19 protein-coding genes are annotated in these 21,653 nt (G+C 75.0%); 6 read left to right on the top strand and 13 right to left on the bottom strand.

All coding sequences use genetic code 11. The features are described from left to right. Window positions 1–92: 92 nt before the first annotated feature. Window positions 93–374 carry a WhiB family transcriptional regulator gene (locus tag IE316_RS20025; protein ID WP_351057804.1) on the bottom strand — a complete coding sequence of 94 codons (282 nt, stop codon included), beginning with the start codon at window positions 372–374 and terminating at the stop codon, window positions 93–95. A gap of 301 nt (window positions 375–675) precedes the next feature. On the opposite strand from IE316_RS20025, the gene IE316_RS20020 reads away from it, so the two are divergent. The 3 genes from IE316_RS20020 to IE316_RS20010 all read left to right on the top strand — a co-directional run bounded on the left by IE316_RS20020 (window position 676) and on the right by IE316_RS20010 (window position 9,055). After that, a complete protein-coding gene (locus tag IE316_RS20020) occupies window positions 676–3,393 on the top strand; it encodes an ATP-binding protein (RefSeq protein WP_229910474.1) in 2,718 nt (905 codons plus the stop codon). 215 nt (window positions 3,394–3,608) lie between these two features. After that, on the top strand, window positions 3,609–6,449 hold the full coding sequence (locus IE316_RS20015) for a helix-turn-helix transcriptional regulator (protein ID WP_190205783.1): 2,841 nt from the start codon (window positions 3,609–3,611) through the stop codon (window positions 6,447–6,449). After that, window positions 6,446–9,055 (top strand): AAA family ATPase, encoded by a 2,610-nt coding sequence (locus IE316_RS20010; RefSeq protein WP_190205782.1) that lies wholly within the window; start codon window positions 6,446–6,448, stop codon window positions 9,053–9,055. Before IE316_RS20015 ends, IE316_RS20010 begins: the two co-directional genes overlap by 4 nt. 227 nt (window positions 9,056–9,282) lie before the next feature. Here IE316_RS20010 and IE316_RS20005 read toward each other — a convergent pair whose 3' ends face one another. Further along, window positions 9,283–10,092, bottom strand: coding sequence for a class I SAM-dependent methyltransferase (locus IE316_RS20005; protein ID WP_190205781.1), 810 nt, complete (start codon window positions 10,090–10,092; stop codon window positions 9,283–9,285). Window positions 10,093–10,219: 127 nt separating this feature from the next. Beyond that, window positions 10,220–10,894 carry a TetR/AcrR family transcriptional regulator gene (locus IE316_RS20000; RefSeq protein ID WP_190205780.1) on the bottom strand — a complete coding sequence of 225 codons (675 nt, stop codon included), beginning with the start codon at window positions 10,892–10,894 and terminating at the stop codon, window positions 10,220–10,222. 64 nt (window positions 10,895–10,958) lie between these two features. On the opposite strand from IE316_RS20000, the gene IE316_RS19995 reads away from it, so the two are divergent. Both IE316_RS19995 and IE316_RS19990 read left to right on the top strand, forming a co-directional pair. Further along, window positions 10,959–12,398: an aldehyde dehydrogenase gene (locus IE316_RS19995; protein ID WP_190205779.1), complete on the top strand. Its 1,440-nt coding sequence runs from the start codon at window positions 10,959–10,961 to the stop codon at window positions 12,396–12,398. An 85-nt stretch (window positions 12,399–12,483) separates the two neighbouring features. After that, window positions 12,484–13,497, top strand: a complete 1,014-nt coding sequence (locus tag IE316_RS19990; RefSeq protein ID WP_190205778.1) for an aldo/keto reductase — start codon at window positions 12,484–12,486, stop codon at window positions 13,495–13,497. Window positions 13,498–13,517: 20 nt separating this feature from the next. Here IE316_RS19990 and IE316_RS19985 read toward each other — a convergent pair whose 3' ends face one another. Genes IE316_RS19985 through IE316_RS36270 form a run of 6 tightly spaced genes read right to left on the bottom strand, consistent with a single transcriptional unit; the run spans window position 13,518 to window position 17,209 of the window. Then, window positions 13,518–14,606: a HoxN/HupN/NixA family nickel/cobalt transporter gene (locus IE316_RS19985; RefSeq protein WP_190205777.1), complete on the bottom strand. Its 1,089-nt coding sequence runs from the start codon at window positions 14,604–14,606 to the stop codon at window positions 13,518–13,520. Beyond that, window positions 14,593–15,018, bottom strand: a complete 426-nt coding sequence (locus IE316_RS19980) for a hypothetical protein (RefSeq protein WP_190205776.1) — start codon at window positions 15,016–15,018, stop codon at window positions 14,593–14,595. The genes IE316_RS19985 and IE316_RS19980 overlap by 14 nt, the downstream gene beginning before the upstream one ends. 4 nt (window positions 15,019–15,022) lie before the next feature. Continuing rightward, the gene (locus tag IE316_RS19975) at window positions 15,023–15,889 is read right to left on the bottom strand and encodes an MIP/aquaporin family protein (protein WP_190205775.1); all 867 of its coding nucleotides are present in this window, start codon (window positions 15,887–15,889) and stop codon (window positions 15,023–15,025) included. Next, window positions 15,886–16,560, bottom strand: coding sequence for a nitrile hydratase subunit alpha (nthA, locus tag IE316_RS19970; protein WP_190205774.1), 675 nt, complete (start codon window positions 16,558–16,560; stop codon window positions 15,886–15,888). Before nthA ends, IE316_RS19975 begins: the two co-directional genes overlap by 4 nt. A 5-nt stretch (window positions 16,561–16,565) precedes the next feature. Further along, window positions 16,566–16,877 (bottom strand): SH3-like domain-containing protein, encoded by a 312-nt coding sequence (locus IE316_RS36275; RefSeq protein WP_190205773.1) that lies wholly within the window; start codon window positions 16,875–16,877, stop codon window positions 16,566–16,568. Next, window positions 16,874–17,209, bottom strand: coding sequence for an SH3-like domain-containing protein (locus IE316_RS36270; RefSeq protein WP_190205772.1), 336 nt, complete (start codon window positions 17,207–17,209; stop codon window positions 16,874–16,876). Before IE316_RS36270 ends, IE316_RS36275 begins: the two co-directional genes overlap by 4 nt. A gap of 291 nt (window positions 17,210–17,500) precedes the next feature. Between IE316_RS36270 and IE316_RS19955 the strand changes: the two genes are divergently transcribed. Next, on the top strand, window positions 17,501–17,821 hold the full coding sequence (locus IE316_RS19955) for a MoaF-related domain-containing protein (protein ID WP_190205771.1): 321 nt from the start codon (window positions 17,501–17,503) through the stop codon (window positions 17,819–17,821). Between the two features lie 199 nt (window positions 17,822–18,020). On the opposite strand, the gene IE316_RS19950 is transcribed toward IE316_RS19955, so the two are convergent. From IE316_RS19950 to IE316_RS19935, 4 genes are all read right to left on the bottom strand, one after another. Then, the gene (locus IE316_RS19950; RefSeq protein WP_190205770.1) at window positions 18,021–19,214 is read right to left on the bottom strand and encodes an L-dopachrome tautomerase-related protein; all 1,194 of its coding nucleotides are present in this window, start codon (window positions 19,212–19,214) and stop codon (window positions 18,021–18,023) included. Between the two features lie 164 nt (window positions 19,215–19,378). Further along, window positions 19,379–19,690, bottom strand: a complete 312-nt coding sequence (locus IE316_RS19945) for a putative quinol monooxygenase (protein ID WP_190205769.1) — start codon at window positions 19,688–19,690, stop codon at window positions 19,379–19,381. A gap of 48 nt (window positions 19,691–19,738) precedes the next feature. Next, a complete protein-coding gene (locus tag IE316_RS19940) occupies window positions 19,739–20,491 on the bottom strand; it encodes an SDR family oxidoreductase (protein ID WP_229910473.1) in 753 nt (250 codons plus the stop codon). Window positions 20,492–20,654: 163 nt separating this feature from the next. Continuing rightward, window positions 20,655–21,587, bottom strand: a complete 933-nt coding sequence (locus tag IE316_RS19935) for an NAD(P)-dependent oxidoreductase (protein ID WP_229910472.1) — start codon at window positions 21,585–21,587, stop codon at window positions 20,655–20,657. Window positions 21,588–21,653 lie beyond the last annotated feature (66 nt).

Here is a 21,653-nt window from a genome sequence, read left to right as displayed (position 1 = left end):
CCGGGGCAGCCTGCCCGGGTGCCGCGACTCGGTGGGCCATCGGCCCACGAGAGTGTCCCTGAGCGCAGTGGAAAAAAAGTGGAACCCCGGAATCAGGCTCCACGGGCGGACCGGCGGTACCTCCGCCGCGCGGCGGCGCGGCGCATGACCCGGCGCTCCTGCTCGCTGAGACCTCCCCAGACACCGCTGTCCTCCCCTTCGCTCAGCGCCCACTCCCGGCAGTCCCGGGTCAGCGGGCACCGTCCGCAGATGCGCTTGGCCTCCGCCGTCTGGACGGCCGCGGGCCCCCCTTCACCCACCGGGAAGAACAGCTCCGGGTCCACGGTGCGGCACAGTGCCTCCTCCCAGATCGGCCGCGCGAGCGCGCTCCTCACGGCAGCCGCCGCGCGGGCCGTGCCATGGTGGTCGTCATCCGTCCTCCTCGACGCCGGAAATACGATCCTGTGCGGGCCCACTGTGCGGTGCCGGGGCCGGGTCGGCATCGGTCGTCCGACTGCCCCGTGACCTACCGGTGCCAGGTGCCCGGCGCGCGACGACCGCCGGCGGCCACCCCGTCTCCCCTGGTCATACGTGTGCAAAGAGGTAAGATGCGAGCCTGCCCGGCGCGGCAGCACTGACGGTGAGTGGCCTCGGGCCACCGCACGTCCGGAAGCTCGGAAGAGTAGGTACGGGTACGTGATCGGGCGCGAATCGCAAGTCGAGCGGCTGTCCGCTCTCCTGGAGGCGGCACGCGAAGGGCACGGGTCCTCGGCCCTGGTGTACGGCGAAGCGGGGATCGGCAAGAGCAGTCTCGTCTCCGCGGTCGTCGACACCGCGTCCGCGTCGGGCTTCCAGGTGCTCTCCTGCCACGGGGTACGCGGCACCGGCGCGGTGGGCTACGAGGGGCTGCACGAGCTGCTGCTGCCCCTCCTGGACCGCGTGGACGCCCTGTCACCGCGCCAGCGGACCGCCCTGGACGTGGCCTTCGGCGCGGCAGGGGAGCCGGCCGACCGGCTGGTCACGGGGCTCGCCGCGTTCGGGCTGCTGGAGGAGGCGGCGGCGCACGGACCCCTGGTGGTGCTGGTCGAGGACCTGCACTGGCTCGACGTGTCCACGGCCGACATCGTCACCTTCCTCGCCGCCCGCATGAGCGTCATGCCGGCGCTGCTGCTGGCCACCAGCCGTGCCGATCGCATCTACCCCGACCGCAGTCCCCGCTTCCGGCACCAGGTGCCGCTGGCCCCGCTCGGCCGGGAGGACTCCTTGCGGCTGCTCGCCCGGCACGCCCCCGCGCTGACGGAGCCGCAGCGGCAGCGGCTGGTCGAGCGGGCGATGGGCAACCCGCTCGCCCTGACCGAGTGGTCGGCCAGCCCGTCCCTTCTCGACGGCGCGCCGAGCACCGAGCGCGGCCGGGTACCGATGGGCAAACGCCTGGAGGACTCGTTCCTCGCCGAGGTCGCCCTGCTCCCGCCGGCCACGCGGCGAGCGCTCCTCGTCGCCGCCGCGGGACAGGACTCCAGCAGCCACGAGGTGCTGACCGCGGCCCGCGGCCTGGGCCTGGAGCAGAGCGACTTCGCGCCGGCCGAGAAGTTCGGGCTGATCACACTCAGCGGCGGCTCCTTCCGGTTCCGCCACCCGCTGGTGGGCTCGGCGGTGTACGACAACGCCGACTCCGACCTGCGCTCCCGGGTGCACATCGAGCTGGCGGCGGTCGTCGTCGATCCGGCGCGTGCCGTCCAGCACCGGGCCGCCGCGGTCACCGGCTGGAACGAGAACGTCGCCGCCGAGCTGGAACGGCTCGCCGTGGCGACCGGGCGGCGCGGAGCGCGCACCGAGGCGGCCGCCGCCTGGCGGCGCGCGGTCACGCTGACACCGGTGCCGAGGGAACGGGCCCGGCGCACGGTGATGGCGGCGGAGGCGGCGCGGCAGGCCGGTGCCACGGCCGAGGCCGTCGCCCTGCTCGCCGAGGCCAGACCGCCCGCCGAGGACGAGGCGTCGGTCATGCAGCTCGCCCGCACCGAGTGGATGCTCGCCAGCACCAGTACGACGCTCCCGGACCGGGGCGGTGACGAGCTGGTCGCCCTGTCACGGGCCCTGAGCGACCCGGACGACCGGGTCGAGGTCCTTACCTGGGCGGCGGTACGCGGCTACACCCGGCAGGACCTCTCCGCCGAGGTCACGGCGGTGGTCACCGAGGAGTTGCGACGCCCCGGCCTCGCCGGCACCGACCGGCGGCGGCTGCTGCGGAGCATCGCGCTGGCCCTGGTCGGCTCGGCCGACCGGCTGCCCTCCGTGGAGGAGGCGCTGTCGGTGCTCCGGCCGCAGGTGCGCGAGACCGACGCGACGCTGATGAACTGTCTCGCGTTCGCCTTCGAGGACGCCCACGACCTCGAAGCCGCCGAACGCGTGTGGAGCGCCGAGGTCGAGCTGTTCCACCGGTCGGCGCGGACGAGCGACGAGACGGTGGCCCTGGCCGGGCGCGGCACGGTCCGCCTCAACGCCCAGGCGGTCGCCGCCGGGCTCGCCGACTGTGAGCAGGCCCTGCGGCTCAGCGGTGACCTCGGTCTGTCGGTCGTCGGGGCGATCTGCGCGGCGAGCATCGCCCTCGCCCGCGCGTGGCGCGGTGAGGACGCGCTCGCGGCCACCGCCCTCGCCACCTCCGCGGAGCTGTCCGGGCCGGCCCCCTTCGCCAGGGTCGCCGCCATCGCCTCCTGGGCCTCGGCCGAGCTGGCGGCGAACGAGGGCCGCCCCGAGGACACGGTCGCCCACCTGCTGCGCAGCGTGGAGCATCCGCCCATCGGTCTGTGGGCGGGCGGCGGCCTGGCCGACGCGGCCGTACGGGCGGGACGTCCGGAGGCCGTGGACGGCTGGCTCGGCATGGCCACGGCCGCCCTCGCGTCCAGCGGCTCCGACCGCCTCGCGATGCTGGTCGAACGGACCCGGGCGCTGCTGTCACCGGACGGCGGGGCGCGCGACCACTTCGAGCGGGCCATAGCGCACGGCGAGCGCACCTCCGCCGTCCTGGACCTCGCCAGGACCCGGTTGTTCTTCGGTGAGTGGCTGCGGCGCGAACGCCACATCATGGAGGCCCGCGACCACCTGGCCGCGGCCCTGCGCGTCTTCGAGTCGCACCACATGACGCCGCTCGCCCGGCGGGCGGCACGGGAACTGGGTGCCGCAGGCAGCGTCCGGCCGGCCCGGTCGCCGCACGCCGTCGCCGCCGACGCGGTGCTCACCGCCCAGGAACTGCACGTCGCCCGGCTGGCCGCCGAGGGGTACTCGAACAAGCAGATAGCCGACCAGTTGTACCTCTCGCACCGCACCGTCGGGGCGCATCTGTACAGCGCCTACGCCAAGTTGCAGATCAACCGGCGGGCGCAGCTCCCGGCCGCCCTCGCGGGCACGTCCGACTGACCGAGCCCGCTCCGGGGCGGGGCCGGCCCCCGGTCGGTCTCGGGGGCAAGGCGAATCACGGTCGAATTACCTAGGGCTCTTTCCGGCCTCCTTTCCTAGGTTGGGACACGTTCCGTCCCATGCGCCCGTCGGTCCACGGCGGGCCGCGCACGACACACGTGTGACCACGCGTGCGGCACCGGGCGGACGATCGTCTCGTTCCCCAGGAGGCTGACATGAGGCCAGTCGTATGCGCCGGCAGTGCGCCGCGTCCCGTCCGCGAGGGCGGGCCGCGGACGGTGGAACACCCGCGCGGCCGGGACCACGTGCTCACCGCGGTACGCACGGCCCTGGCGGGCGCCGGTGACCGGCACGGCACGGCACTGGCCGTCCGGGGCGAGGGGGGCAGCGGCAGGAGCACGCTGCTGCGCTGGGCGGCCGGGGCCGCCGCCGACGCCGGTGGGCAGGTGCTGCGGGTCGCCCCTCGCGCCGAAGGTGCTACGTCGGCGTACTCCGCGCTCCGCTCGCTGACGGTCCCGCCGGCCGCCGTGTCCGGTGCCTTGCCGGGCGCGGTCCGCGCGGCGCTGCCCGAGGCGCTGCGCGGGCATGCCCGGGGCGGTGACGAGACGTCCGTCTGCTCGGCGCTGTGGCGGACGCTGGCCGCCGCCGAGCGGCGTCCCGTGCTGCTCACCGTGGACGACTGGCAGTGGCTCGACCCCGCCTCCGCCAGGGCCCTGGCGTTCGTGGCCCGCCGGCTCGACGGGACCAGGGTGCTGCTGCTGGCCGCTTCCGACGGGCCGGGGCCGGTCCTGTCGGCGGACCGGGGCACGGCGGAGCTGTCGCTGCCCGCGCTCGGCGAGGAGGCCGCCCGGGAGGTGCTGGCGGACCGTCACCCGGGGCTGGCCGCCGACGCCGTGGCCGCCGTCCTCGCCGTGGCGGAGGGCAACCCGCGCGCCCTGGTGGACCTGCCCACGGCGCTCACCCCCGACCAGCGGGCGGGCCGGGCGGCACTGCCGGACCCCCTGCTGCCGGGAGCGGCCCTGGAACGCTGCCTCGGCCGGCGATTCCGCGCGCTGCCCGACGGCACCCGTGCCCTGCTGGCCGCGCTGGCCCTCCTGGAGGACGATGCCGAGGCCGGGGACGTCGCGTGGCTGGCCGGCGCGCTCGGGCACGACCTCGACGCCCTCGCCCCGGCCGAGGAGGCGGGGCTCGTCACCTCGGAGAGGACGCCCCGCTTCGTCCGCCGGGTCCACCGGTGCCTGGCCCACGCCACCGCGCCGGCCGCCGTGCGGCGACGGGCGGGCCGCGCCTGGGCCGAGCTGGCCCTGACCCGGCTCGGCGGTGGACCTGCCGGCCCGGCCGGCGCCCGCCCCGACGGGCCGGCCTCACCCGGCGAGGCGCCACCGGACCCCGGCGGGGCAGGACCGCACCACGAGGACGCGGCCCGGCTGGAGGCGCTCGGTCACGCGGCCGTGGCGGGCCGGCGCTGGTCCACGGCGATCAGGGCGTTCCGGATGGCCGGTGACCTCGGCCCGGCTCCTTGGGAGCGCTCCCGCCTGCACACGGCCGCGGCGTCCGCCGCCCTGAGCGACGGCCGGCCACGGCTGGCGCTGGCCCTGACCCGGGGACCGGACGCCCGCCCGGCCGGAGCCACGGCCCACGCGGTGCGCGCCGTCCGGGCCGCCGCGCTGTTCGACGTCGCCTTCCACGCGGACGACAGCCTCCGCGACCTCCGCGCCGCGCTGGAGGCGGGACCGGTCGCCGGCACCGACGCGCGGGACCTGGCCGCGTTCCAGATGTCGGTCCTGACGTCCCTCACCCACGACCCCGCCCCGGCCAGGACGGCACTGGAGGCGCTGCCGGCCGACGCCGGCGAGGCCCTGCGCATCGCGGTGGCCGCCCGGTCGGACCCGGTGTCCCGGGCGCGGGAGATCCGGGAGGGGCTCGTCGGCGCGGCCGAGCGGGCCCTGCGGACGCCCGGCGCCGGGCCCTGGGAGCTGACCTGGCTCGCGGACGCCGCGTGGCAGGTCGACGACCCGGTGTCGAGCGGCCGGCTGCTGTCCGCCGCCTTGCAACGGTCGGGCAGCGAGCGGGGACACCTCCCGCACTGCCGGGAGCTGCGGGCCGAGCTCCTGACCGCCGCGGGGCGCTGGGAGGAAGTGCGCGACCTGGTGACGCGGCGGTCGGCCGAGGGCGGGGCCGGCCTGCCCGACCGGCATGCCGTCGCCCTGACGTCCCAGTTGCTGCTGGTCTGCGCGTACCAGGGCCGCCGGGAGGAGGCGCGGGAGCCGGCGCGGGAGGTCCGGCGATGGGCGCGCGACCGCCGCTCGGCCCACCACGCGGGCCTGGCCGCGTACGCCGCGCTCCTGCTGGCCCAGGCCGATGACACGGGGCCGGCGGACGGGGCCGACTGGCCGGCCGACGCCGACCCGTGCCGGGACGCGGTCACCCGGCAGGCCCACGCCGTCCTGGTGCGCGGCGCCCTGCTGCGGGACGATCCCGAAGCGGCCCGCGCGCACCAGGCGCGCGCGCAGCGGGCCGGGCTGACGCGCTTCTCCGACGGGACGACCCTGCTGGTACGGCACGGCCGGGCGCTGCTGGCCGCGTACACCGACGAGCCCGGCACCGCCGAGCTGTTCGCCCTGGCCGAGGACGCGGCGACGGCGTCGGCCCGTCCGTTCGACCGCGCGCTGCTGGCCCTGGACCACGGCGGGTGGCTGCGCCGCCGACGGCACCCCGCGGCGGCCCGCACCCGCCTGCGCGCCGCCTATGAGACGTTCGGCCGGCTCGGGGCGGCACCCTGGCAGGAGCAGGCCCGCACCGAGCTGCGGGCCATCGGGGCTCCCCCGCCGGGCACGGCGCGGACCGCCACCGCCTCGGGCCGGGCGTTGTCCGCGCACGAGCGGCGCATCGTCCGCCTGGCGGCCTCCGGCCTGTCCAACCGGGAGATCGCGGAGCGGCTGCTGGTTTCGCCGCGGACGGTCGCCTCACACCTGTACAAGGTCTTCCCCCGGCTGGGCATCAGCTCGCGCCGGGAACTCCGGGACGCCCTGATCGGCGGCGGTGATGCGCTGTGACGCCGGACGACGCGGCGCTGCCGCACGCCCTGTTCGGCCGCGGCGCGGAACTCGCCGCGATCGGGGCGTTCCTGGAGCGGCCGGGTGAGTCGGGCGGTGTCCTCACCGTCCACGGGGAGCTTGGCAGCGGCAAGTCCGCGCTGCTCCGGGAGGTCCGGCGGGCCGCCGGGGCCCGGGGCCGGACCGTCGTCGCCCTCCGGGGGTACCGCAGCGAGGCCGGGCTGCCCGGTGCCGGTCTCACCCAGCTCCTGCCGGTCGCGGCCTGCGGTCCGGACGCGAGGAGTGCCGCCGCCGAGGCGCTTCGTCGGCACACCCGCGCCGGGCGGCCCCTGCTGGTGGTCCTGGACGACGCGCAGTGGTTCGACGGTCCCTCGCTCGACGCCCTGCTCATGGTGTGCCGCGAAACCGCCGGCACGGCGCTGCTCATGGCGGGCCGCCCGCTGCCGCGCGGGGACGCGCGCCACGCGTCCGGGCCCGTGCCGGACCTGGTCCTCGGCCCGCTCGCCGGAACCGACGCCGAGCGGCTGCTGCGCCGGCACGGCCCGGACGTGCCGCCCCTGCTGGCGAACCGGGTGCTCCGGGAGACCGAGGGCAATCCGGCCGGGCTGGTCTCCGTCACCGGACTGCTCGCCTCCGCCGCCCCGCCGGCCGCCGAGGCGCTGCTCGCCCCACGGCTCCCGCTCGGCGACGCCCTGCACACACGGGTGACCAGCCTGCTGGCCGGTGTGCCCGAATCCGTGCGGGACGTCCTGCTGCTGGCCGCCGTTGCGGACACCGTCCAGCCGGAGCTGCTGCGGGAGGCCGCCCGCGCCGTGGACCCGGCGGACCGCGCCCTGGACGCGGCCGAGGATCGTGGCCTGCTCCGGACGGAGTCCGCAACGGTCCGCTTCGGCCATCCGCTGCTGCGCTCGGCGGTGTACTGGGAGGCGTCCCGGGCCCGGCGGCGGCGTGCGCACCTGGCGCTGGCCGGACGCGACGGGCCGGGCTCGTACCGGCGAGCGCTGCACCGGGCCCTCGCCTCCACCGCCCCGGACGAGGCCACGGCCCGCGAGCTGGAGGACAGTGTGCCCGAGGACCTGCCCGAGGCCGCCGCCGTGCACGAACTGGCCGCCGATCTGAGCCCGCGGCCCGCGGACCGGGCCCGGGGACTGGTCCGGGCCGCGTGGGCGGCCCAGGTGCGGGACCAGACGGGGGAGGTGCGGCGGCTCGTGGCCCGTATCACCGCCCTGTCCGCCGGCCGGTGCCCCGAGACCGCCGCGGCCGTCGCCGCGCTCGGCTCGCCGGGGCCCGCCGGTGGGCCGGTCCTGCCGTGGCCGCCGTTCCCGCCGCCGGCCGCCGGACCCGCCCGCGGCGGGCCGTCCGCCCCGCGCGCGTCGGACGCCCGGCCGCCGGACCCGCGCACCGACCGGCACCCCGCCCTGCTGTCCGCGCTGTGCTGGACCGACCGGACGGCCCACGCCGACCGGGGCAGGGCCCTGCTGGCGACGGCCGGTGCCGCGCTCGCGCGGGGGCGGTTCCCGTTGGAGCCGCTCCGTGACGCCGCGCTGGTCTCGGTGGCGACGGCGCTGGACGACCCGCTCGCCGCCGAACGCCTGGGCGGGGCCGTGCTGGACTCGCTGACCGGCCCCGGGTACTTCGGTACCGCACGGGCGGTCCTGGCCCACCGCCAGCTCGCCCGGCTGCACCTCGGTGACCGGGAGGGCGTGCTGCGGGACGGCGACACCGGCGAGCGCTGGAGCCGGGCGGCGGACGATCCGCACGCCGCCGCCGTCTTCCGGTGCGGTGTGGCGCAGGTGCGGGCGTGGGAGGGCGCTGAGGAAGGGCATACGGCGCTCACCGACGGCATCCTGGCCTTCGCCCTGCCCCGCGGCCTGCCCCTGCTGGCGTCCAGGGCCCGCTGGGCGAGGGGCTCGATGGCGCTCGCGCACGGCCGGCCGGAGGACGCGTACGAGGAGCTGCGGATGCTGTCGGACCCGGGCGGTGACGCGCGGCACCCGGTGGTGGCGGCCTGGGCGCTGGGCGATCTGGTCGCCGCCGCGGTCGCCTCCCGCAGGGAGGACGCCGTACGGGACCGGGTGCGGTGGGCGGCCGAGGTCAACCGGTCGCTGCGGTCGGCTGCGCTGGAGCACCTGCTGGCCCGGTCGCTGGCACTGCTCGGCGAGGGCGACGCGCCCGAGGAGCACTTCACCCGGGCGCTGGCCGTACCGGGGACCGGTGCGCTGCGGTACGAACGGGCCCGTACGCGACTGGCGTTCGGGGAGTGGCTGCGGCGACGGCGGCGGGTGCTGGAGGCGCGGGACCAGTTGCAGCGGGCCCGGGACGCCTTCGCGTCGGCCGGTGCGGCGGTGTGGGTACGACGGGCCGACTCCGAGCTGCTGGCCGCCGGTGACGCGACGGCGGCGGACCCGCTGCGGGGCGCGGCCGGGCTGGGGCTGACGCCGCGTGAGGCGGAGGTCGCCCGGCTGGCCGCGCAAGGGCTGAGCAACCAGGGCATCGGGTGGCAGCTCGGGCTGACCCACCGGACGGTCGCCAGTCACCTGTCGCGCGTCTTCGCGAAAGCCGGGGTGACCTCCCGCAAACAGCTTCCGGCGGTCCTGGGGAGGTGACGTGCGCGGACCGGTGCGGGGCGGGCACGCGCGAGCCGGCGGCGGCCCTGGGGGGGGCGGGCCACCGCCGGCGGGACGCTCACCACCCGGCGTCACTCCGGCTCCACGGGCCGGGACGGATCCCGGTGAGGGCCGGGAGCCAGGTGGTCGCGGGGACTACTCCTTCCAGTCGGGGAACATCATGCCGATCACCTCCTTGCGGTCGACGTGCCTTCGGCAGGTGTCCGTCACGCGTCCGCGTGACCGGCCGAAGGAAGCGCGCGGGCCAGCACGAAGTACTTGCGGTGCAGGTCCTGGTCGGCCCACTGCGTCAGCTCTCCGTCGTACAGGCCGTAGACGTGCTCCACGGCGAAACCGTGGGCGGTGAGCAGTTCCGTCACCCGCTGCGGCGCGAACCAGTGCAGCCGGGCCCGCTCCTGGACGCGGGACCACGGGCCCGCCCGCCCGGTGGCCGTGAAGAGGTCGACGGTCAGCTCGGTCGTGTGCGCGGCCGGGTCGGCGGACCGGCCCCGCGTGAGGACCACCATCGCGTCCGTCTCGTCGATGGTCTGCCGTGCCGCCGCGCGGTCCTGGAACCCCGCGGTGGGCAGGTCGAACAGGAACAGGCCACCGGCCCGCAGGGAGCGCCGTACGCCCGGGAAGACGCGCGCCAGTTCGTCCTCACCGGGCAGGTAGGTCAGCGGTTCGCCCATGGTGACGACCGCGTCGAAGGTGCCGAGCGCGGGCAGCGAACGGGCGTCGGCCGTCACGAAGACCACCTGGTCGGCGCCGTCCTTGCGCCGCGCGGCCGCGATCATCTCCGGCGACAGGTCCACCCCGGTGACGGTGAAGCCCAGCCGGGCCAGTTCGAGCGCGGACCTGCCCGTCCCGCACCCCACGTCGAGCAGCCGGCGGCCCGGCACGCCGTGTTTCTCCAGGAGGTCTCGGTAGAGCCGGGCCCACCTCGTGTAGTCCTGGACCCGGGTGATCGCGTCGTAGTGCGCGCCGAGTCCCCGGTAGAAACTCTGGGCCGAGTCGTTGGAAGCGTCCGGGTGCACGGCGTCCCTCGCACATCTGTCGTTCGGTGGGTGTCCCCTCGTCCGGGACACCACTGTGCCGTGGCTCTGTGGAACGTCAGTGGAACGTGTGTGGAAGGACCCGGCGCGGGAGCGGACGCCGACGGGTTCAGCCGAGGCCGGCGCGGGCGGCCAGGCCGGCGGCCATGGTGCGGGCGGTCTGGGTGAGGCGGGGCAGGAAGTCGACCACCGCGTGGGCCAGGCGCGGCTCCTCGGCGTACAGCCGGGCGAGGGCCTCGGGCGGGGTGGAGATCTGCCAGAGGGAACCGGCGAGCAGGCTGACCGTGCTGACGAGGTCCCGGGTGGCGGCCTCGTCCAGGACCGGCTGGAAGGCGGAGCCGGTCCGTGCCATGTCGTCCAGGGCGCCGAGGGCGGCCAGCTTGTAGGTCAGGACCGCGTCGGCCGAGACATGCCGTTCCAGGTGGAGCGGGGCGTGGGCCAGGAGGTCGCAGAGCAGGGGCTGCTCCACGACCGTACGGGCCAGGGTCGCGGCCAGTTCGTCGGGGGTGCCGTCGGTGCGCCCGCCGAGCGCGCCCGCCAGCGCGGCGGCCCACCGGGTCCAGCACTCGGCGGTCAGGCGCAGGTAGATCTCCTCGCGGGTCTCGACGTAGCGCAGGACCGCGGATTTGTTGATGCCGGCCCGCGCGGCGATGTCGGTGAGCGTCACCTCGCGGACGCCCTTCTCCAGGGCCAGCGAGCGTGCCGCGTCGACGATCGAGGCAAGCCGCAGTTCCTTGTGCTCCGGCCTGCGGGCGCGCCGTACGTGAGGAGGCAGCCTGTCCATGCGCCCACTTTAACAGAACGGCGTTCTCTTGACTTAGAGAACGCTGTTGTCTTAAGTTCTCGGCATGCCTGATTACGAGAAGCTGTACATCGGCGGTCGCTGGACCGAGCCCGCCAAGAAGGAACTGCTGGAGGTCCGCTCCCCGCACGACCGGTCCCTGGTCGGCCGGGCCGCCGAAGCCACCGAACCCGACGTGGACCTCGCCGTGGCCACCGCCCGCAACGCCTTCGACCACGGCCCCTGGCCCCGGCTGGCCCCGGCCGCCCGGCAGGAGGTCATCGCCCGCTTCAACACCCTGTACGCCGAGCGCGCCGAGGAGATAGCGGACCTCACCACCGCGGAGAACGGCAGCGCCCGCTGGTTCACCGGCTGGACCGCCGCCGCCCTGCCCGAGCAGACCGACGCCTATCTGCGCGCCGCCGCGGCCCTGCCGTGGGAGGAGGAGCTGCCGCGGACCGAGGGCAGCACGGCCCGCACCCTGGTGCACCGCGAGCCGGTGGGCGTGGTCGCGGCCGTCATCCCCTGGAACGCCCCGCACCAGTCGGCGCTCACCAAGCTCGTCCCCGCACTGCTGGCGGGCTGCACCGTGGTCCTGAAGACCTCACCCGAGAACGCGCTGGTCACCTTGTTGCTGGGGGAGATCTTCAGCGCGGCGGGCGTCCCGGAGGGCGTGGTCAGCATCCTGCCGGCCGACCGCAGCACCAGCGAGTACCTCATCTCGCACCCCGGCATCGACAAGATCGCCTTCACCGGTTCGACCGGCGCCGGACGCACCATCGCGGCGATCGCCGGACGTCAGCTCAAGCGGGTCAGCCTCGAACTCGGCGGCAAGTCCGCCGCCATCGTCCTGGAGGACGCCGACCTGGACGCGATGGCGGAAGGGCTGAAGTTCCTCTCCTTCGCCAACAACGGGGAGGCATGCGTCGCGCACACCAGGATCCTGGTGCACCGCAGCCGCTACGACGAGGCGGTGGCCCGGTTGAAGGACCTGGTCGAGTCGCTGACCGTCGGCGACCCGGCCGACCCGGACACCTTCATCGGGCCGATGGTCCGGGCCGACCAGCAAGAGCGCGTCCGGTCCTACATCGAGACCGGCATCCGCGAGGGCGCCCGGCTGGTCACCGGCGGCCCCGGGGTACCGGCCGGTCTGGAGGGCGGCTACTACGTCACCCCGACCCTCTTCGCCGACGTCGACAACTCCATGCGCATCGCCCAGGAGGAGATCTTCGGCCCGGTTCTGGTGGTCATCCCGTTCGAGGACGACGAGGACGCCGTCCGCATCGCCAACGACTCCCCGTACGGCCTCGGCGGCGGGGTCTGGACGGCCGACGAGACCCGGGCCCTGGCCATCGCCCGGCGCATCCGCACCGGCACCTTCTCCGTCAACGGGGCGCCGCCCTCCCTCGACGGGCCCTTCGGCGGGTTCAAGGACAGCGGCATCGGCCGGGAGTTCGGCACGGCCGGGCTCACCCAGTACATCGAGTACAAGACGATCTCCGTCTGACCGGTCCCCCATACACACAGCGCGGTGGGGCAGGGCGTGCCCGAGCGGGCACGCCCTGCTCCACCGCGCGGACGGGAGCAACACCGTGCGCACCTCACACGTCACCCTCGGCGCCGGCGGCCTGCGCGTCGGCCCCATCGGCCTGGGCTGCATGGGCATGTCCCAGTTCTACGGCCCCGCCGACCGCGCGGAATCGATCGCCACCGTGCGGCTCGCCCTCGACCTCGGCGTGACCCTCCTCGACACCGCCGACGTCTACGGTGCCGTCGGGGCGGCGGCGGACACCAACGGGTTCGGCCACAACGAGACACTGCTCGGCGAGGCGGTCCGGGGCCGCCGGGACCGGGCCGTGATCGCCACCAAGTTCGGCGCACGGCCCTCGGGCGACGGCCGGGTGGTCTACGACGGCACCCCCGCGTACGTCCGCTCGGCCTGCGAGGCCAGCCTGCGCCGCCTCGGCACCGACCACATCGACCTGTACTACTGCCACCGGCTCGACCCGGCCGTCCCGGTCGAGGAGACCGTCGGCGCCATGGCCGAACTGCTCGCGGAGGGAAAGGTCACGGCGCTCGGGCTGAGCAACGCGGGCCCCGACGAGCTGCGCCGGGCGGCCCGTACCGCGCCCGTCTCCGCGCTGCAGAGCGAGTACTCCCTGTGGGAGAGGGGCGTGGAGGACGAGATCCTGCCGCTCTGCCGGGAACTGGGCATCGCACTGGTGCCGTACAGCCCGCTCGGCCGGGCCGCGCTGACCGGCCGGGTCGGTCCCGGCACCCGCCTGGACGGTGACGACTTCCGCAGCACCCTGCCGAAGTTCTCGGCCGCCAACCTGCCGCACAACCTGCGGCTGGTGGACGGACTGAAGCGGTTCGCCCGGGAGCGGGGGGCCACCCCGGGCCAGGTCGCCCTGGCCTGGCTGCTGGCCCAGCCGCACACCGTCGTCCCGGTCCCGGGCACGAAACGGGCGGAGTTCCTGAGGGAGAACGCCGCGGCGGCGGACCTCGCCCTGGACGCCGGCGAGGTCGCCGCGCTCGGCGCGCTGTTCGCGCCGGAGCGCGTGCGCGGCGGCCAGTACGGCGAACTGCCCGTGTCCGGGCGGTAGGCCGGCCGGGCGGACGCGGCTCATGCCTCCGGGTCCGGCGACGGGGTCAGGGCCCGCCCCCCGACGGTCCTCCAGTGCAGGAAGGAACCGAGCCAGGCCGTGAGGAAGAGGGCGCCGATCAGGTAGCCGACGGTGTTGAGGTCGATGCCGACCAGCCAGGGCAGGGCCCGGCCGAGGGAGGGGACGCCGTCGGCCAGCAGCGTCACCAGGTTCACGGCGGCGACCAGGAGGGCCGCGGCGGCCGAGAGGCCGGTGATGGTGAGGTTGTAGTGGATGCGGCGCAGCGGGTGGACGAACGCCCACCGGTACGCGGCCGACATGAAGGCTCCGTCGAGGGTGTCGAAGAGCGTCATCCCGCAAGTGAACAGGAGCGGGAGGAGCATCAGCGCCCACCAGGGGACGCCGGAGGCGGCACCCGCGCCGGACAGGACCAGCAGGGACACCTCGGTGGCCGTGTCGAAGCCCAGGCCGAAGAGCAGGCCGAGCGGGAAGAGGTGCCAGCCACGCGTGGTCGACGCGGTCAGCCGGCGCAGCAGGCGCGAGAGCAGTCCCCGGCCGTCCAGGACCTCGTCCAGGCGCGCCTCGTCGTGCTCGCCCCGGCGCGCGGACCGGTACAGGGCCGCTATGCGGCGCAGGGCCAGCAGGTTGAGGACGCCCAGCAGCAGCAGGAAGGCCGTGGAGACGGACGTGCCGAGCACGCCGAGGGCCTGGTGGGCGGCGGAGGAGTCGTCGGTCAGCCGGGAGGCCAGGCGGGCCCCCAGGGCGGTCAGCAGGCTGAGCAGCACGACCACCGAGGAGTGGCCCAGGGCGAACCAGAAGCCGAGGTGGGCCGAGGGCCGCCCCTCGGCCAGAAACCGGCGGGTGGTGTTGTCGATGGCCGCGATGTGGTCGGCGTCGAAGGCGTGCCGCACGCCCAGCATGTACGCCGTCAGGCCGAGGCCGGTGCCGAAGACCTGGGCGCCGACGGAGAAGCGGTGCCCGGACACGGCGCCGGCCAACCCGGCGAAGGCGGCGACGGTGACGGCGACGATCGCGCAGACCAGCAGGATCGTGCTCCGGTGGGTCGCGGGCGACCGGGCGGACCGGACGGCCGTCTCAGTCCGTGGCACCGGACCCCCAGGGCTGGACCTGGACCGAGTAGGAGGCGCCCAGCCGTTTGGCCCGGAAGCCCAGGGCCCGCACGCTGTCCAGCAGCGCGCACGTCATGAGGCCCTCGACGTGGGTGACGCGCGGGTCCAGCGGGGTGTACGCCATCTCGTGCGGGGCCCAGCTCACGAGGAGGGACCCCGGCCCGTAGTGTTCGGGGCAGGAACGGATCTCCACTCCTCCGGTCAGGGCGCCTCCGGTGGGGGTGTCGGCCTGGATGCCGAAGCCCGCGCGCAGCAGGGCGTGGACGAGGTCGGGTGCCAGTTCCACGTCGTGGAGGTCGAGGGTGGTGACGATGTGGCGCGCCTGCCGGCGCAGCGCGTCGTCGGTGTGGTCGGATACGGCCGTCGCGGGGCCGTGGTGGGTGTGGGGCATGGGATCACCGGGAGGAAGTGGGTAGGCGGTGCCGCGAGCGCGGCGGGCGCAGGTGGTAGCGGTGGATGTCGTGGGCGCAGCAGACCCGGTGGGTCCAGGCCCGGCGGGCACCGAGCAGGGCCGGTACGGAGGCGGCCACCGCGGCTCCGGCCAGGGGTGCCAGCATGTAGGCCCAGAACAGGTGGTAGTCGCCCGAGACGAGGTGCGGGCCGAAGTTGCGCGCCGGGTTGAAGGCGGCCCCGGTCCGGGAGCCGGTGGACGTGATCAGCGCCGCGACGACGGCGCCGAGCACCCAGGGTGTGGAGCGCGGCCGGGGCCGGCTGGTCATGGCGGCCAGGACTCCTAGCAGGACGGCGGTGCTGAGGGATTCGCCGAGGGCCACCGCCACGGGGTCGTCCCAGCCGGCGCCGGGCTGGATCAGCCCGTAGCGCACCTCGGCGACCCGCTCTCCCCACAGCGTCCGGGCGAGCAGCACCCCGAGGACGGAACCGGCCATCTGGAAGACGCCGTAGGCGATCAGGTCGGCGGCGCCGAGAGCGCCGCGCAGGGCCATGAAGAGGCTGATCGCCGGGTTGAGGTGGGCGCCGGACTCCTTGCCGGGCGGGGTGAGGGCGAACACCGCCACCGCGCCGCCCACCGAGACGCCGACGACGGCCAGGCGCGGCAGGAGCGGCCACGAGGAGAGGTAGGCGCCGTCGGTCCGCATGGTGAGGGAGACCGCGGTGAGCGCGGCCAGCACGAGCCAGGCCGAGCCCAGCGCCTCCGCGAGGTACGAGGACAGCGGCCGGCCCCGGACCGCCCACCGCGCGGTGGGCGGGCCGTGGGTGTCCGCCGCCGTGGGGCCGTCCGGCCGCCGGCGGAACCCGGTCACGGCGACCTGGGCGTGGTGACGCCGATCATCGTGTCCCGGGTGACGAGGGCGGCGAGTTCCTCCTCGCTCAGGCCCTCGGTCCCGGCGGGGCGCATCGGCAGGACCAGGTAGCGCATGTTGGCGTTGCTGTCGTGCACGCGGATGGTCACGTCCTGGGGCACGTCCGTGCCGAACTCCCGCAGCAGCGCACGCGGTTCACGGACCGCGCGGGCCCGGTAGGGGCGGCTCTTGTACCAGTCCGGGGGCAGGCCGAGCACGGGACGCGGGTAGCACGAGCAGAGGGTGCACACCACGAGGTTGTGCACCTCGGGTGTCTGCTCCAGCACGATCAGCCTGGTGCCGTCGTAGTTGTCGATGCCGAACTCCTCGATGGCGGCGGTGCCGTCGGCGAGCAGGCGTTCCTTGAAGTCGGGGTCGGTCCAGGCGCGGGCGACCAGGGCGGAGCCGAGGGCGGGCCGGTGCGCGTCGAGCGTCTCGACCATGGCGCGTACCTCGTCCGCGGTGATCAGGCCCTTGTCGACGAGGAGTTCGCGGATGGCCTGGTGCAGGACGTCGAAGTAGTCGGGTTCCTCGGCGGCCGTCTCGATGGGGGCGTGCGGGTCCGGGGCGCCCGGGGTGCCGTGCGTGTGGTCACCGTGGTCGACGGTGCCGGTCTCGTGGGCGTTCGTCATCGACGTCATCGTCCTTCCGCGCCGGAGCGGTCGTCGACCTGTTCCAGCCAGTGCTCGTAGATCTCCAGTTCCAGGACGTCGTCGGCCGGCCCGTCGTAGTCGGGCCAGAGGGCCGACTGCTCGATGCGGACCCGGTACAGGCGGACCTCGCCGCCCTCGTTGACGCCGTACGCCTCCCGCTCGGGGTTGAGGAAGCGGGGCAGGACGCGCTCGATCCGGCCCTCCTTGCCGCGCACGTAGACCGGGGTGCGGACATGGCCCGGAGCGTCGCGGTCGGCGATGCGGACCCTCTGGTCCGGTACGAAGCGGGTGCTCATGCGGCGGCCTTTGTGAGCCGGTCCCGGATCTCGTTCATCCTGGCGCCCAGTTCCTCCGAGGTGATGACGCCCTTCTCGATCAGCACCTTGGAGGCGGAGACGGCCCACCGCTCGTAGTAGGTGAGTTCGCCGATGATCTCGGCCCCGAGGTCCTCCACTCCCCGGCGCTTCTCCTCGGTGTTGACGAGCTTGTGCGCGGCGAGGACGTTGAGCAGCGCGTGGCAGCTCTTCTCGAAGGGCGTCATCTCGTGGTCGGACGGGACGACCGGTCCGGCCGGCAGCCCGCCCAGATCGTGTGCGGGGCGCACGATCATGTCGCGTTTGGTGGCCACTGCTCCTCCTTGGCGGGGTTCGCTTCTGTCGTGTTTGCCGGGAATAGCTTGCGAGCGGCGGGTGTTGCCGGGCATCCGTCAAACGACTACCGGTCCGGGCGGGACATGTGTGAGCGGGAAAGGTGTGCCGATGCGCCGTCCTCGGACCACCCGCCGCCGCCCGCCCGGTGGTGTCAGGCGGAGGGCGCGGACACCGGCCCGCGAGGCCGTACGTCGGATGACGGATGGTCCCGCCGCCGGGCGGCGTGATCCTGGCGGGGACCCGCTCGGGTCCCTACGGAAAGGCATGTCATGACACAGGATCAGGTGGCCGGCCGGCACATCTTCGTCGATCTGGGACGGCTCACCCTGGAGATGCGGTTCCAGGCCGGCGGGCGGATGACCTTCACCGTCGTCGAGGGCGGGGACCTGGTACCGAACGGCCACACGGAGACCGTGGACATCACCTCCGCGGAGATCCGTCCCGAGGTGTTCCTGACCTCGTGGAAGGAGGAGTCCGGTGCCACCATCACGCACCTGGAGGACTTCGAACGCGGCCGGGTCCACTCGCGCATCACCCTGCCGGACGGCACCCCGCTCGCCCTGACCGGAACCATCGAGGTCCTGGGCTGAAGGCCGTACCGCGGTCTCCCCCGTCATCAACCAGCGGGAGATTCCTGTCATGTCGTCTGTCCGCGCGGTCCTGGTGGACCAGCCGGACGGTGCGACCTCCCCGGCCCTCGAGGGGCTTGTGCCCGGCCTGGGAACACGGGACACACGACGACCGGCGGCCGCACCCACGGGTGCGGCCGCCGGTCGTCGTGCCGCCGGGTCAGCGGCGGGCGGGGCCGCTGCCGATGGGGAAGCGGTACAGCGCGTACGGCTTGACCCGCAGGTCCACGCCGCCGTTGTAGGCGGCCTGGCGGTTGAGCTGGTTGGCGACGACGTAGAGGTGCCGGTCGTAGCCGACGGACAGGGTGTCGGGCCACACCAGGCGCTCGTCACGGATCAGGGTGCGGTAGGTGCCGTCGAGTTCCCGGCGGACGATGGCGTTGTTCTCCAGGTCCCCGGCGTAGACGCGGCCGGCCCGGTCGGTCTCCAGGCCGTCGGACATGCCCTTGACGCCCAGGTCGCGGACGGGGACGGCGGACGCGCGGCGGTCCGACCGCGCGCGGATCAGGTCCCTGGTCCGCACCGCGTACAGGCGGCGGCTGGAGAGCGGGCAGTAGTACAGCCACTCACCGTCGGGGCTGAGCGCGATGCCGTCCGCGCCGATGTCGACGGGCGTGGCCGGTGTGGTGGCGTCCGGGCTGTTCGTCAGCGGGCGGCCCTCGACCACGGGGACGAACCCGGGCACCGGCCGGGTGGACGGCGCGTCGTCCAGGCACCGCCAGGAGGTGCCGCTCGCCAGGTGGACGACGATCAGGCCGTTGGGGCCGTCCGGGGTGGCGTCGGTGAGGTAGGCGTAGCCGCGGCTCAGGTCGAAGCGGACGTCGTTGATGAAGCTGCGCGGCCCGGCGACCGAGCGGGGCAGCGGGATGGTGCGGACGATCCGGTCGGTGGCGAGGTCGATGGCGACCAGCTTCGGCCCGCCGTAGGGCGCGTCGGCCCACTCGATGCGGCCGGTGTCCACGACCCACAGCCGTTCGGCGGCGTCGACGACCACGCTCTGCACGCCGAGGAAGTGCCGCTCGGGGCGTGAGGTGTCCGGCCGGTTGACGGCCCGGTCGGGGTAGGCGACGGCCTTGCCGTCCCGGATCTCGGCCACGGAGAACGGGACCTCGTCGCCCCAGCGCGGGAAGTTGACGAAGATCCGGCCCGAGCGGGACACCGTGACCCCGGTGGGCATCGCGCCGTCGAAGGTCGCGACCGTCTCCAGCCGGGGCCGGCGGTGGCCGCCGCCCGTGCCGGGGCGGGCCGCGGCCGGCGCGGCGCCGGCCGCCAGGGCCCCTCCGACCACGAGGGACAGGCCGAGGACCGCCCTGCGGCCAGGGCCGGTGTGCGAGGTGGGGGAGGGTGTGGACATGGGTGTCTCCAGTGTTTCTCGTCGCCCTCGTGACCGCGGGGGTCGTGAGGTGCCGGTCGGTACCGGTCCAGTGGACCGCGGGCGGACCCGGCACGCTTCCGTCGAATGACTGAGTGCCAGAACCCGTCGACCGCCGGGAGCTCGCGGTCCCCCGGCGGGACGGTCTACAGCTCGATCTCGGCCAGCCGCTCGATCTCGATGCCGTTCACCGTGAGCTCCGCCGCCCGTTCGGCGAAGGCCCGCAGGTGGGCGCTGGCGGAGTGGGCCCGCAGGTGTTCCTCGCTCTGCCACACCTCGTGCATGACGAGCAGGCCGGGGTCGTCCAGCCCCTGGTGCGGCACGTAGGTGAGGCAGCCGTCCTCCTGGCGGGTGGCGGCCACCAGGGCGGGCAGCGCGTCCCGCAGTTCCTGTTCCTTGCCGGGGCGGGCCTTCATGCGGGCGACGAGGACGATGGGCCCGGTGTGACGGTCGGTCATGTGCTTCTCCTGAGTGGGGTGGTCCGTCGGAAGGGGGCGGCCGGTGGATCAGGCCAGGCGTCCGCCGCCGTCCACGTGCAGGACGGTGCCGGTGACGTACGGGTTGTCGATGGCGAACAGCACCGCGGCGACGAGGTCGTCCGGGGTGCCGACCCGGCGGGCCGGGTTGCTCGCGGCCACCGACTGAAGGAACGCCCGCTTGTCCGCGCCGAGCTTGTCCCAGGCGCCGCTGTCGACGATACCCGGGGACACGGCGTTGACCCGGAGCGGCGCGATCTCCACGGCGAGGGCCTGCACCAGGAAGGCGAGGGCGCCGTTGGTGGTGGCCATCACGGTCCGCTCCGGTGCGGGGCGCCAGGCCGCCACGCCGGAGAAGAAGGTGAGGGAGCCGCCCTCCCGGGCCTGCCCGGCCAGGTGCTTGGCGAGGAACAGGGGGCCGGTCACCTTGGCCGCGAAGGCCCGCTGGACGTCCTCGGGGACGAGTTCGGACAGCGGTCCGTTGGCCGGCACGGCCGCCGTGGACACGAAGTGGTCGAAGGCGCCGGCCTCCTCGGCCAGGTGCGCGATCGACGCCTCGTCGGTGATGTCGAAGCGGACGGTACGGGCCGTGCCCGGCAGTTCGGCGGCCGTCTGCTCCAGCTTGGCGAGGTCGGGGCCGGCGAGGACCAGGTCGGCGCCCTCGGCGGAGGCGGTACGGGCGAGGTGGCGTCCGATGGCCGAGCCGGCCCCGACGACGACGAGACGCTGGCCGGCGCGCTTGAGGGGGGCGTCGGCGGGGGTGGTGGACGTGCTGCTGCTCACGGGGTTCTCCTTCGGCGGGACCGGCACCGGGCCGGTGTGCGGGGCGGGATCAACTCTCGCCCGGCTAGGGCGATGAGGCCAATGCTTGTTTTTGCGGGAATCCATGAACTGCGCGCATGGCAGCGGACACGTGTGAGCGGGACGGCAGGCGGGGGGGCGGTGGTCAGCCGACGACGGCGTTCAGCAGGGGTGCCCCGTCCGCGTAGCGCCGCAACTGCCGCACCAGGAAGGCCGCGGAGTCCTCCGCGAAGGCGTCGGTGAACGCGCCGACGTGCGGGGTGATCAGTGCCTCCGGCTGCTGCCACAGCGGATGCGCGTCGGGCAGCGGCTCGGGTGCCACCACGTCCAGTGCCGCCCGCAGCCGCCCGGAAACCACCTCACGGGTCAGGGCGTCGGTGTCGACCAGTTCGCCCCTGCCGACGTTCACCAGGATCGCGCCGTCCTTGAGCGAGGCCAGCCGGTGGGCGCCGAACATGCCGCGGGTCTCCTCGGTCAGCGGCGCGCACAGCAGCACGGCGTCCGCCGCGGGCAGCAGGGACGGCAGGTCCCGCGCGGCGTGCACGGGTGCGTCACCACCGGGCCGGGCGGAGCGCGCGACCCGGACGAGGTCGCAGCCGAAGGGTTCCAGCAGTTGCGCGACGGCGGTCCCGACGGCTCCGGCCCCCACGACGACCACCCGCTTGCCGCGCAGCGTCAGGCGGCCGGCCGGGGCCCGGGCACCTGTCCGCTGCCCGCGTGCGAAGCGGGGAATCCGGCCCGCCGCGGCCAGCAGCAGGGTCACCGCCAGCTCCGCGGTCGCCTCGGCGTGCACACCGCGCCCGGTGCACAGCAGGGCGCCCGGCGGCAGCAGGCCCAGGTGCGGGGTCAGGTAGTCATGGCCGGAGCTGAGGACCTGCAGCACCTCGAGACGCCTGGCACGGGCGACCATCGCGACCAGCGTCTCGTAGCCGCCCGCCCCGGGGTGACCGGTGAGGAAGCGGACCTCCTCGGGCGGCGTGGGACAGGTCTCCGTGCCGTCCCAGTAATGGCAGTCGAGTCCGTCGGGCAGCGCCGGCAGGTCCTTCGGCTCGTACGGGATCCACACCACCGGTCTCATGGGAAGACTCCTCGACAGGTCGTCGCACCCGGCTCCTGGGCATCGGCGTGCGCCGGGCTCCGATCC

The organism is Streptomyces fumanus, from assembly GCF_014655295.1.
Taxonomy (GTDB): domain Bacteria; phylum Actinomycetota; class Actinomycetes; order Streptomycetales; family Streptomycetaceae; genus Streptomyces; species Streptomyces fumanus.
Note: the sequence above shows the minus strand (reverse complement) of the source record. Positions and strands in the feature narration are given on the sequence as shown.

Excerpts from the sequence above, each read along its gene's own strand:
- IE316_RS20015 (WP_190205783.1), top strand. The coding sequence starts at position 3,609 with ATGAGGCCAGTCGTATGCGCCGGCAGTGCGCCGCGTCCCGTCCGCGAG.
- IE316_RS20000 (WP_190205780.1), bottom strand. The coding sequence starts at position 10,894 with ATGGACAGGCTGCCTCCTCACGTACGGCGCGCCCGCAGGCCGGAGCAC.
- IE316_RS19995 (WP_190205779.1), top strand. The coding sequence starts at position 10,959 with ATGCCTGATTACGAGAAGCTGTACATCGGCGGTCGCTGGACCGAGCCC.
- IE316_RS19980 (WP_190205776.1), bottom strand. The coding sequence starts at position 15,018 with ATGCCCCACACCCACCACGGCCCCGCGACGGCCGTATCCGACCACACC.
- nthA (WP_190205774.1), bottom strand. The coding sequence starts at position 16,560 with ATGACGAACGCCCACGAGACCGGCACCGTCGACCACGGTGACCACACG.
- IE316_RS36275 (WP_190205773.1), bottom strand. The coding sequence starts at position 16,877 with ATGAGCACCCGCTTCGTACCGGACCAGAGGGTCCGCATCGCCGACCGC.
- IE316_RS19955 (WP_190205771.1), top strand. The coding sequence starts at position 17,501 with ATGACACAGGATCAGGTGGCCGGCCGGCACATCTTCGTCGATCTGGGA.
- IE316_RS19950 (WP_190205770.1), bottom strand. The coding sequence starts at position 19,214 with ATGTCCACACCCTCCCCCACCTCGCACACCGGCCCTGGCCGCAGGGCG.
- IE316_RS19945 (WP_190205769.1), bottom strand. The coding sequence starts at position 19,690 with ATGACCGACCGTCACACCGGGCCCATCGTCCTCGTCGCCCGCATGAAG.
- IE316_RS19935 (WP_229910472.1), bottom strand. The coding sequence starts at position 21,587 with ATGAGACCGGTGGTGTGGATCCCGTACGAGCCGAAGGACCTGCCGGCG.